The organism is Streptomyces sp. CNZ301, from assembly GCF_004217425.1.
The window spans coordinates 204,266-215,494 of record NZ_SHLG01000002.1; the positions used below are offsets into that span (position 1 = coordinate 204,266).

Sequence of the window (11,229 nt, forward strand, 5' to 3'; positions counted from 1 at the left end):
GCGCTGCGACCGAGTGCCGGATCAGCTGTCCTCCTGCCAGAAGCGCACGTAGTCGAACTCCACGCCCAGCTTGTTGATGCCCTGCGCGGGCGGCGCGATCCACCCGGCGAACTTGCCGGGCTCGTACACGGGCTTCATCAGCGACCGCACGTCGGCCTGGTCCTGCTCCGAGGGCAGCCACTCGCGGACTCCGGCCTCCCACTCCTCCTGGGTGAGCACCTCGCCGCCGGGGCCGACGTGGCTGTCCGCGTACACGCCGACGCGGCGGTTGAAGCCCTCGTGCGGGAGGGTCAGGCGGTGCGGCAGTCCGGCGTCCTCCAGCGCCTGGTTCCAGCGGCGGATGCCGTTCTCGCAGTCGGCGACGTACTCGTCGCGCAGGTCCAGGTTCAGCGCGTTGAGCAGCGGGACGGTCTCGGTGACCAGTTCACCGTTCTCGACCTTCGTCATCTCACGTGTCCGGTCCTGCAGTTGGTGGTCGTCCTTGCGCCGCCGCTCCTGCCAGCGGCCCTTCAGCCCGGCGGTGTAGTAAGCGGCGGCATTGGAGGACAGCTCGGAACCGAAGAGGTCCATGGAGACGGAGAACTGCTGGTTCAGGTACTTCTGGATGACGGCGAGCGGTATCCCGCCGTACTGGAGGATGTCGTCGGTGCCGTGCTCCTTCATCAGCTCGGCGGTCCGCTGGACCACACGCTGGATGCCGGTGGTGCCCACGAACATGTGGTGGGCCTCTTCCTTGAGCATGAACTCGCAGGTGCGGGCCAGCGGATCGAAGCCGCTCTCCTTCAGCGTGCCGAGCTGGTACTTCCCGTCGCGGTCGGTGAAGTAGGTGAACATGAAGAAGTTCAGCCAGTCCGTGGTGTCCTCGTTGAACGCGCCGAGGATGCGCGGGTTGTCGTAGTCCCCGCTGTTGCGGCGGAGCAGTTCCTCCGCCTCCTCGCGTCCCTCGCGTCCGAAGAACGCCTGCAGCAGGTAGACCATGGCCCACAGGTGACGCCCCTCCTCCACGTTGATCTGGAAGAGGTTGCGCATGTCGTACAGGCTCGGCGCGGTGGCCCCCAGCCGGCGCTGCTGCTCCACGCTGGCCGGCTCGGTGTCCCCCTGGATGACGATGAGCCGCTGCAGTTCGGCGCGGTACTCGCCGGGGACCTCGGTCCAGGCCTTCTCGCCCTTGTGCTGGCCGAAGCCGATCACACGGTCCGGGTCGGTCTCGGCGAGGAAGATGCCCCAGCGGTACTCCTCCATCGGCACGAAGTCGTAGACGGCCCATCCGTCGCGGTCGATGGCGACGGCGGTGCGCAGGTAGACCTCCTTGGTCGGCACCTGCGGGCCGAGGCTCTTCCACCAGTCGATGAACTTCGGCTGCCAGCGCTCCAGCGCCCTCTGGAGCCTGCGGTCACCGGCCAGATCGACGTTGTTCGGGATCCGCTCGCTGTAGTCGATCCTGCTCACCGGGCCGGTGGGCTCGGGCGCGGCTCCCAGGCGGTCCTCCGTCGTCGTCATCCGCTCCTGCCCTTCTCTGCGGGGTCAATCTTCAGTCCACGACTACGCATCGTCACGTCATTCGAATGTAGCATGTACGGTGGACGGGCGACCCCGTCGAGAGCAACCGGAGGCGCGGCGGCACCTGAACTGCTGCGCGCGGACGGCGATGTGCTCCAGCGTCGCGGGACCGCCACCCACTCCTCGCCACCACCCGCGTCCGCGCACGGCGAGAACACGCTACGGTTCAACTACGTGCCGCGTAACCACGGTGGCATGTTTCAGCTACTGGTTCCGCCTTGGCGCGCAACATCACATCCGCTCCCGCACGCGCCGTAGGGGCCGGGACCGCGCCGGGCGGGGCCGGCCGCCGCCCGCGATACCGGCGGCGCCCGCGACTCAGCCGCCCAGGTATTCGTGCATCAGGCGCACCGCCGTGGAGCCCTCGCCCACCGCCGAGGCGACGCGCTTGATGGATCCGCGCCGGGTGTCTCCCGCCGCGAACACGCCCGGCATGCTCGTCTCCAGCGGCATGGGCTCCCTGTGCAGCGGCCATTCCGCGGAGACCTCCTGGAGGACTTCGCGACCGGTCTCCAGATAGCCCTGCCCGTCGCAGGCGATGCTGCCCTGGAGCCACTGCGTGTGCGGTTCGCCGCCGATCATGATGAACAGCCCGGACGCCCGGACGCGTTCGACGGTGTCCGCTTCCCGGTCCGCGAGCGTGAGGTGTTCCAGGTGCCCGTCGCCACCGCCGTCGACCACCTCGGTGCGGTGACGGACGACGATGTTCGGCGTCGCCCCGACGGCATCCACGACATAGGCGGAGGCCGAATTCGCCAGGCTGTCGCCGCGCACCACCAGGGTCACCGTGCGGGCGTACCGGGCCAGGTGGACGGCGGCCTGGGCGGCCGAGTTCCCGGCTCCGACGATGAAGACGTCCTGGCCCCGCATCGAGCGGGTCTCACCCATGACCGAGCCGTAGAACACCCCGGAGCCGACCAGGGCTTCGAGGGCGGGCACCCCGAGGCGCCGCCAGTCGACCCCCGTGGCGATCAGCACCACGCGTGCGCTGACCTCGGAGCCGTCCAGCATGTGCACCACTCGCCGGTCGCCGCGGCGTTCGAGGGCGACCGCCTGCTGCGCGAAGACGATGTGAGCCCCCATCAGCCACGCCTGCTCGCAGGTCTGCTCCATGAGGGCGCCGCCCGCGATGCCGTGGGGGAAGCCCGGATAGTTCCTGATCATCGGGCTCGTCCCGGCCTGCCCGCCCGAGATGGCCTGCTCGAGGAGCACGGTGTCGAGGCCCTCGGACGCCGCGTAGACGGCCGCCGTCAGCCCGGCCGGTCCCGCACCGACGACGGCCACGTCGCAGACGTCGACGTCGTTGGTGACGTTGACCCCGAGCGCACGCGCGAGATCGGGCAGTCCGGGCTGGACGAACGCCCGGTTGTCGTAACGGATCACCGCCGGCAGCTGCGACGCGTCGACTCCGGCCTCCCTCATCAGCCGCTGTCCCGCCTCCTCCTCGGCCGGGTAGACCGCGAAGGGCAGGTTGAAGCGGACCAGCACGTCGCGCACCTGCCGCATGCGGCTGTCGTCCTTGGCCGCGACGACGCGGAACAGTTCGAAGGCGGGTTCCTGGTCCTGCGTCCACGCGGAGAGGAACTCGCTCATGGCGCGGTACAGCATCTCGTCGTCCGCCCACGGCCGAACGATGTGGTAGTCGGCGCGGCCGAGTGCGATCGCCTGGACGGCAGGACTGGTCGACGAGTAGTCGCGGTCCACGAGCAGCACGCGCTTGGCGCTGGGGAACAGCTCGCGCGCCTTCGTGAGCACCTCGGCCGAGTCGTCGTCTACGAGCAGCAGCGCGAGGGGTTCCCCTGCCTGTGACAGCTCCCGCACGGTGGTGAGCGCAGCTTCGCCCGAGTCCGCGCCCCGCACCGTGAGCGCTCTGCCGAACCGTCGGGTGAGGTCGGCCAGCAGCACACGGAGCGAACTCGGATCGTGATCCACGACGAGAATGACCGGCCACGTCACGCCCTCAAGGCTAGTGCGGCCCGGTGGGTCGCGCCCGGTGGGCAGCTGCTCGCCGCCCGATGACCGTTCGCCCCGGGGCTCGGCTCCCGGTCCTGCCCTGGGCCGGCGCGGCTTCCGCGGGATGAGACGGAACCGCGGACCGGCCCTCCCGGCATTCCCGGAGCCGTGGATGGGGATACCCAGAGCAGATCGTGTACATGTCAGTCACTGTCAGGCCGCCGAGGCGGCAGAAAGGACGTGCTGAGGTGATGGGACCCCCTCGGCCCCTCGTCCGGGCCGCGACCGCCCTCGTGTTCTGCGCCGCGCTGACGGTGCAGGGCCCCGGCCCGCTCCCCTCCGGCGGAACCCCGGCGCACGCCGCATCGCCGGGTGCGCAGGAGGACCGTCCGTGGACCGACAGATCACTCAGCCCCGAGGACCGCGCCGATCTGCTGGTGGACGCGATGACCCTGGACGAGAAGATCCGCATGCTGCACGGCACCCTCGGCTCCCCCGTGCCGACCACGGGCTACATCGCGCCGATCAGGCGCCTGGGTGTGCCCGGGGTGACGATGACCGACGGCCCCGCCGGGGTCCGCAACGGGCAGCCGGCCACCGCGCTGCCCGCCCCTGTCGCACAGGCCGCCAGCTTCGACACCGAAGTGGCGCGGCAGTACGGGCGGACAGTCGGACGCGAGGCACGCGCGCGGGGCCAGATGCAGCTCTTCGGGCCCGGCACGAACATCCAGCGGGTCCCTGTGAACGGGCGCAACTTCGAGTACTACAGCGAGGACCCGTACCTCGCGGGCACCATGGCGGGCGCCGACACCACCGGCATCCAGTCCCAGGGCGTCATCGCCACGATCAAGCACTTCATGGCCAACAACCAGGAGACCGACCGCATGTCGGTCTCGGCCGACATCGACGAACGCACACTGCACGAGATCTACGGCAAGCCCTTCGACATCGCGGTGCGGCAGGGCAGACCCGGCGCCGCGATGTGCTCGTACAACCGCGTCAATGCCGTCTACGCATGCTCCAACTCGCGCACCCTGCGCACGATGCTGCGCTCCCGGTTCGGCTTCGACGGGTACGTGGTCTCCGACTACCCCTCCACCCACCGCACATCGGACCTCGCCGCCGGCCTCAACGTCGAGCTGCCCCTGCCCGTTCTCGTCAACTCCCTCACCGTGCGCGCCGCGCGGCACCGGGGCACCCTCCCCCAGGAGGCCGTCGACCAGCGCGTGCGGGAAGTACTCACCGTCCTGTTCAGGTTCGGCTTCTTCGAGCGGGACGGCACTGCCACCTCCCCGCTCGACGAGACCGCGGGGAACGCCACGGCCCAGCGGGTGGCCGAGCAGAGCGCCGTCCTGCTCAAGAACGACGGCGGACTCCCGCTGACGGGCTCCGCGGAAGACATCGCCGTCATCGGCTCCGCCGCCGCCGACTCGGTGCAGGGCGGCGGCAGCAGCAAGGTGGACCCGCTCTCGGAGGACACGGCACTCGAAGCGGTCAGGAAGCGCGCCGGCTCCTCGGCCGACGTCACCTATCACGACGGGCGGCTTGTGAGGGCTGCGGCGAAGGCCGCGAAGGCGGCGGACGTGGCCCTCCTCTTCGCCCATGACAAGGAGGAAGAGGGAAGCGACCGCGCCGGCTTGTCGCTGCCCGGCAACCAGGACGAGCTGATCTCGAAGGTGGCCGAGGCCAACCCGCGGACGATCGTGGTGCTCCAGACCGGAGGCCCCGTGCTGATGCCCTGGCTGCCGCAGGTGAGGAGCGTCCTGGAGACCTGGCACCCGGGTGCGCGCGGAGGCGCCGCCACAGCGCGCCTGCTGTGGGGGGACGTGAACCCCTCGGGCAAGCTCCCCCAGACCTTCCCGGCCGCGGAGGACGAGGTGCCGGCGGGCACCAGGGCGCAGTACCCGGGCGTGAACGGCACGGCGCACTACACGGAGGGGGTCGACGTCGGGTACCGCTGGTACGACCGGACCGGCACGGAACCGCTCTTCCCCTTCGGGCACGGCCTGTCCTACAGCAGCTTCGCCTACTCCGGCCTGCGGCTGGAGAGGAGTTCCGGCGGCCCGGACGAGCCGGTGGAAGTGTCGTTCACGGTCACCAACACGGGCGAGCGCGCGGGCTCCGAGGCGCCGCAGGTCTACGTCAGCAAGCCGCACACGGAGGCGTACAGCCCGCCCCGGGAGCTCGGCGGCTACCGCAAGGTGAGCCTGGAGGGCGGCGAGAGCAAGAAGGTGCGGCTGTCCGTGGAGCCGCAACAGCTCTCCTACTGGGACACGGACTCCGACGGGTTCCGGGTACGCAGCGGTGAGTACGGGATAGCGGTCGGCTCCTCCTCACGCGCACTCCCGCTGAGCGCCTCCTACCGGGTCACGGAGTGAGGCCGGAGCGCTGGCCGGGGCAGTGCCCCCGCAGGCGCTCCGGCCGACACACCCGCCGACGCACCGGCCCGCCCCGGGAGCACAGCACCGGGGACGGGCCGCTTCCCGGGGACGGGCCGCCGAACGGTCGTGGGGCCGTGGCGACGTGGGCCGTCACAGGTAGCCGAAGACCGGTGGGAAGACAAGGGCCACGATCCATGCCCAAGTGGCGTACACGGGCAGGTAGTTGGTCTGCCAGCTCTCCAGCTGTGCGAACGGCGTGCGCCGGCGGACGAATCCGAGCGCCAGCCATGCCGACCAGGTGAGGTTGGCCAGCAGAATGATGTTCTCGCCGAGCGCCGCCGCCTTGTTGGGTGTGGTGCCGTACTCGGTGATGCGTCCCGTGATCTCCACCATCACCAGCACGTCGATGAGCAACGCGCTGACGACGAGGGCCAGTTGGAGCTTGTCGAACAGGCTGGGCGGGCTCAGCGGGTCGCGGGCCGAGATCGAGTAGAGAAGCAGCCCCAGCACGACGACGAGCACGACGTCGAACAGGATCAGCGCCTCCCGCTCGACGTCGATGCCGTCTCCGGTCAGACCGAAGGCGACGAGGAAGGCCAGCAGGACCGCGGTGAACAGCGGCGTGAACAGCCGCGCGAGCACGGGGGCCATGTTCTCCACGACGCTCTGCTTGGCCTCGACGAGCCATCCCGCCACCACAACCGCTCCCACGCCTCCGCAAGGGACGAGCCACTGGGAGATGAAGTCCTCGGGGACGATGTCGATCGCCTCGAAGGTTCCGACGAGGATCCCGATCAGCACCCCGCCGCCGGCGGCGATGAGGGCGAGGTAGACGAACCATTCGCCGGTGAAGCGTATGAAGTCCATCCGCCGGCGCGTCGATCGCAGGTCGTCGGCGACATACGCCAGACCGACCGCGAACCACAGGGCGATGGGCAGATGGATGCCGGTCAGCACCACCGACTGCGAATCCTCCGCGAGCGGATAAATGTTGGCCGCCACGGCTCCGAGCGCGAACAGCCCCGCGAGTGCCCCGACCAGCGCCGGTGCGGCCTTGCGGCGCCATGCCAGGAAGCCCGCCAGCCAGGGCAGTACGAACAGGCTGAGGTTGCGCCCGTAGAACGCGGCGTCGTCCTCGATGCTCATGCCGAACAGCGCCGGCAGCTTGACGGAAACCGCCGCGCCCGCGACGCAGAGGACCATCGCCAGCAGGTCGCGCCGTGACCGGGCACCGGCCGCCGGATCGTCGCACTCGCCCGTCAGCACCAGCTGCTTCCACAGCCGTTCGGAATGCTCCCGGGCGAACTCGCGGGAGAGGTCGTCCAGTCCGCCCATGCGTTTGACCGCGACCAGGAACGCCTCGTCCGCGCGCAGGCCCACGGCGATGAGCTCGTCGACGGAGCCCCGCAGGTGGTCCTCGAGCTCGTCCGCGTCGGACCGCCTCAGCTCGGGGCGGCGCTGCACGTAGTGGCGCCACTGAGCGAACTGGGCCTCCAGGCCGTCCCGGCCTTCCAGCGCCGTCATGCCGGGCCCTCCAACGGCATCGCCGTGGAAGGCTTCAGACCGCCGGTGGCGAGCCAGACCTGCTTGAGCGCGTCCACGACCGTGTCCCACTGCCGGCGCTGCTCTGCGAGTTCGGCGAGACCGCTGTCGGTGATGCGGTAGTACTTCCGGCGCCGTTCCCCGCTGGGCGACTGCCAGCTCGACTCCACGTGCCCGAGGCGCTCAAGCCGGTGCAGCAGCGGGTAGAGCAGTCCCTCCGTCCAGTCCAGCTCTCCCCCGGACAGGTCGTTGATGCGCCGGAGTATGGCGTAGCCGTAACTCTCCCCCTCGGCCAGGATGCCCAGCACCATCGGTGTCGCCGAGGCGGCGACGAGATCCTTGGTGACCCTCACGAGAACCCCCTTGCAACCATGCCTAGAACCTTGATGCATAGTAGCGCTAGGTATTAACTCGCCACAAGGACCCGGATGTTCACGGGTACGGCGCGGCCCTCGCGGCGGCAGCGGAGCGGCACGCGCTTCAGGGACGGTCGGCGGTCACCCGCAACCGCCGGTGACCAGGACGGTCCGTCGCGCCGTGCAGGGGCATCAAGGGGCGCCGGGGCCGGAGCGGCTCCCGGCGGAGACGGAGACGGAGACTGCGCCGGCTCGTCAGGAGTTCTTTGCCAGCTTTGCGGCCTCCGCCGAGGAGAGCGCCCTCCCGAAGGCCCGTACGTCGTCGACGGTCCCGTCGAGTCCCTGGAAGAACGCGTTGCCCGACAGCCCCCGGCCGACGACGAAGCTCCCGCCGGACGCGAAGCTCTCCGTCCGGTCGGCGGTCCCCGCCAGACGCCCGTCGACGTAGAGGCGCACCTCGCCGGCGGCGGCGTCGTAGACACCCGTCAGGTGTGCCGACTCGCCCGCCTCCGGCCCGGACCTGGAGAGGGCCGAGTCGGCGTCGGACTCCCCGTCGCCGGTGTCCTGCTTCGGCATCCGCATCGCCCAGGCCGACTCGTCCGCGTCATACCGGAGCATGAAGGCGCTGGCGTCCGAGGAGTCCTGACTCACCACCGTCTGCGAGACGTCGGTGCGGTCGAGCCTGACCTGGGCCGAGACGGTGAAACTCTCGCTCGTGTCGACCATGGGCCCTCTCGACGCCACGAACTGCTGCCCGTCGAACGCGAGCGCTCCCCCGGACGTGGGTCTTGGACGGGACGCGCCGAAGAGCGTCCCGTCCTTGTCGTTGTCCGAACTGTCGGGCGTCACGCCCTCCGTGGTGACCTCGTCGAACAGCCACTCCACGGCCGGGTCGCCGACAGACGGTGAGGAGGGCCGGTCCTTCCCCGGTTCGGACGGAGCGGGCGCGGAGCTCGTGGGCTTCGAGGTGGGCCTGCCCGAGGGATCCGACGCGGACTTCGCGGTGGCCGTCACACGGGCAGGGCCCGGGGTCCTGGAAGGCGAGGGCGAGGCCTTGAGGGACGGCGCCCGGGCCTGTTCCTTGCTCTGCGGCTCCCCCGGCTCGGAATCCCCGATGAAGCCGAAGGCGAAGGCGGCGCCGACTGCGCAGACACCGGCGACCGCCGTGCCCCGCACCACCAGGTCGATACGCCGCTTCTTCGTCCGGGCGTCCGCACCGGCTCCCTCCGCTTCGACAGCCGCATGCCGGCCCTTGCCCGCGGCCCGGCCCCCGAGAGAGCCGGACACCAGGCCCTGCGGCGTCCGGCTGCCGGGGGGCAGCGCGCCGACCGCTCCGGTGCGGGCAACACCCGCCGCCGGCGCGGAGTCGCGCCGGGTGCCGGCATGGTTCACAGCTCGCGCCGCGTACTCCGAGCCGCCCCACGGCAGCAGCGCCTGCGCCAGCAGCGCGCCGGGCTCGCGCCGCAGACGTCCGAGGTCGCCCACCGCACGGGAGCAGCGAGTGCATCTCTGCAGGTGCGGGGTGACCTCGGCGGCGATGTTCGTGGACCTCGCGTCCGCGTACGCCAGCACCAGCCGGTGGTAGAGACGGCACTCGTCCTGCATCCCGTTCAGCAGGACCTGGACGTAGGAGTTGTACAGCTCCTCCTGCGCACGGCCGGTGGCCACGGTCACCTCACCGGGGCCCGCACCGGTCAGCCTGCCGGTCAGCGTCTCGTCGTCCCGCTCGACCGCCCGGTGCCACAGGACCGCCTGGCTGCGGCAGGGAAGACCGGCGAAGGCGCGTGCCACAAGCGAGGGAGAGTGGAACCACGCCGGTGCGGTACTCCCCGGCATCACCGCACCGCTGGTCTCCATCCAGGCGGCCAACTGCGGGTTGAGCGCTGCGCGTTGGCTCCCCCTCGCCCACGCGGACGCCGTGTGCAGGACCGAGGAGAGCGCACCGGGACGCACCGCGCCGCTGACGCTGCCCGCCGCCTGCTGGCGAAGCGTCTCCTGCCATGCCTGGTACGCCAGTTCGTCGGCGGCCTGCGGGCTCAGGGCTCCGAGGGCCGCGAAAGCCCGCACGGCCGGGAAGTGGCGCCGCTCGAGTTCGTGCAGCGCGGGGAGGGAGCTCTCGTCCCCTCCCCATATGAGACGCAGCAGCTCCGCGTCGGAGAGGCGTACGCAGTCCATCCGTTTCCCCCGATCCAGGTTCACGGTGTCTCCGGCGGATCGCGAAGGCACGGGGCGGCTGGGTCACGGGACGGGTGCTTCGCGCGGTGCTCGGCGCCGGAGCCGAGTCGATGTCATGGGCGGTCGTCCCCAAGTCCAGCGCAAACAAGCCCCGAACGCCATAGCCTGAACACACTTGGGGCCGAAGTGTGCGGGACCTGTGAGGTGGTTGGTGTCCAGTGGTGGCGGTTCGTCCCGGCGCCCGCGACGGTCCGCACTGCGGCTCCGATCGCGACGGTCCGCACGGCGGCTCCGGCCGCGACGACGGACGGCCCCGGTCGCACGGATCGGCGTCTCCACCGGCGCCCCGCCCCTCCCGTCCGCCGGAGCGCGACCAACCGCCCGCCGGCACAGTGCCTTTGGGTGATCACCGCCCCTGCGCGGCCGGCACGAACGCGGGCCCGCTCAGCCGCTCACTGCTCGCCGGGCGCTCCCGCCCGAAGCCCGTCCATGACGAGGCCGAGGAGCCGCTCGGCCCGTGGCTGCCAGTCACCCCGTGGATCGATCTGCCACAGGCCCGCGATGGCGAGGAGGAAGTCCTCCGCGGTGACTCCCGGGCGGATCGTGCCGGCCTCCTCGCCGGCACGGAGCAGGAGTTCGGCGGCCCGCGTCACGGGGCCGTGACCCGGTTTCTCCGCGTTTCCGGGTGCGCTGGTGGCCTGGCGGATCGCGTCCGCCATGCCGGCCTTGGCCATGGCGAACCGGGCGAGGCGGTCCATCCACTCCCGCAGCGCACGGTCGGGTTCGTACTTCTTGAGCAACTGGGCCGCCGCATCGGCGACTTGCTGCATCTCGTGGCGGTAGACCTCCAGTACGAGCGCTTCGCGGCTGGGGAAGTTGCGGTAGAAGGTGCCCTGCCCGACGCATGCCTTCTTGGCAATCACGCTCAGCGGCACGTTCGCGGAGCGCGTCAGCTCCGCCAGTGCCACGTCGAGGATGCGCTCACGGTTGCGCCGTGCGTCCGAGCGCAGAGGCGTCTGCTTGCTCTGCCGCACTCGTCCTCCTCGCGGGGTCGCGCCCGAACCCCGGGCCTGCAAAAGGGCCTTGCCAATGCGGACAACTGTCCACTACGTTCGTCTGGAGCGGACAACCATCCGGTTTGGTCCACCATAACGGCGAACAGGGTCCGTCGGCGCTCCTCCTTCTCCTGCTCTTTTCCGCAGTCGCCGTCGCTGCGCACGGTCCGTACGGCCGCGTCCCCGTTCCCTCGCCTGCCGGAGGTT

General features: G+C 70.7%; 7 protein-coding genes. 1 reads left to right on the plus strand and 6 read right to left on the minus strand.

The features are described 5' to 3' along the window. Nucleotides 1-21 precede the first annotated feature (21 nt). A complete protein-coding gene (gene boxB, locus EV375_RS25085; protein ID WP_130302229.1) occupies nucleotides 22-1,500 on the minus strand; it encodes a benzoyl-CoA 2,3-epoxidase subunit BoxB in 1,479 nt (492 codons plus the stop codon). A gap of 378 nt (nucleotides 1,501-1,878) precedes the next feature. Further along, the gene (locus EV375_RS25090; protein WP_130302230.1) at nucleotides 1,879-3,516 is read right to left on the minus strand and encodes an FAD-dependent oxidoreductase; all 1,638 of its coding nucleotides are present in this window, start codon (nucleotides 3,514-3,516) and stop codon (nucleotides 1,879-1,881) included. 248 nt (nucleotides 3,517-3,764) lie between these two features. On the opposite strand from EV375_RS25090, the gene EV375_RS25095 reads away from it, so the two are divergent. After that, nucleotides 3,765-5,891, plus strand: a complete 2,127-nt coding sequence (locus tag EV375_RS25095) for a glycoside hydrolase family 3 C-terminal domain-containing protein (RefSeq protein WP_165434847.1) — start codon at nucleotides 3,765-3,767, stop codon at nucleotides 5,889-5,891. Between the two features lie 153 nt (nucleotides 5,892-6,044). Here the strand turns inward: EV375_RS25095 and EV375_RS25100 are convergent, their stop codons facing one another. The 4 genes from EV375_RS25100 to EV375_RS25115 all read right to left on the minus strand — a co-directional run bounded on the left by EV375_RS25100 (nucleotide 6,045) and on the right by EV375_RS25115 (nucleotide 11,001). Further along, complete coding sequence (locus EV375_RS25100) at nucleotides 6,045-7,418, minus strand: permease prefix domain 1-containing protein (protein ID WP_130302232.1); 1,374 nt, start codon at nucleotides 7,416-7,418, stop codon at nucleotides 6,045-6,047. Continuing rightward, a complete protein-coding gene (locus tag EV375_RS25105) occupies nucleotides 7,415-7,789 on the minus strand; it encodes a PadR family transcriptional regulator (protein WP_130302233.1) in 375 nt (124 codons plus the stop codon). Before EV375_RS25105 ends, EV375_RS25100 begins: the two co-directional genes overlap by 4 nt. A 258-nt stretch (nucleotides 7,790-8,047) precedes the next feature. Then, nucleotides 8,048-9,967 carry a LamG-like jellyroll fold domain-containing protein gene (locus tag EV375_RS25110; protein ID WP_130302234.1) on the minus strand — a complete coding sequence of 640 codons (1,920 nt, stop codon included), beginning with the start codon at nucleotides 9,965-9,967 and terminating at the stop codon, nucleotides 8,048-8,050. A 452-nt stretch (nucleotides 9,968-10,419) separates the two neighbouring features. After that, nucleotides 10,420-11,001 carry a TetR/AcrR family transcriptional regulator gene (locus EV375_RS25115; RefSeq protein WP_130302235.1) on the minus strand — a complete coding sequence of 194 codons (582 nt, stop codon included), beginning with the start codon at nucleotides 10,999-11,001 and terminating at the stop codon, nucleotides 10,420-10,422. Nucleotides 11,002-11,229 lie beyond the last annotated feature (228 nt).

Excerpts from the sequence above, each read along its gene's own strand:
- boxB (WP_130302229.1), bottom strand. The coding sequence starts at position 1,500 with ATGACGACGACGGAGGACCGCCTGGGAGCCGCGCCCGAGCCCACCGGC.
- EV375_RS25095 (WP_165434847.1), top strand. The coding sequence starts at position 3,765 with ATGGGACCCCCTCGGCCCCTCGTCCGGGCCGCGACCGCCCTCGTGTTC.
- EV375_RS25100 (WP_130302232.1), bottom strand. The coding sequence starts at position 7,418 with ATGACGGCGCTGGAAGGCCGGGACGGCCTGGAGGCCCAGTTCGCTCAG.
- EV375_RS25110 (WP_130302234.1), bottom strand. The coding sequence starts at position 9,967 with ATGGACTGCGTACGCCTCTCCGACGCGGAGCTGCTGCGTCTCATATGG.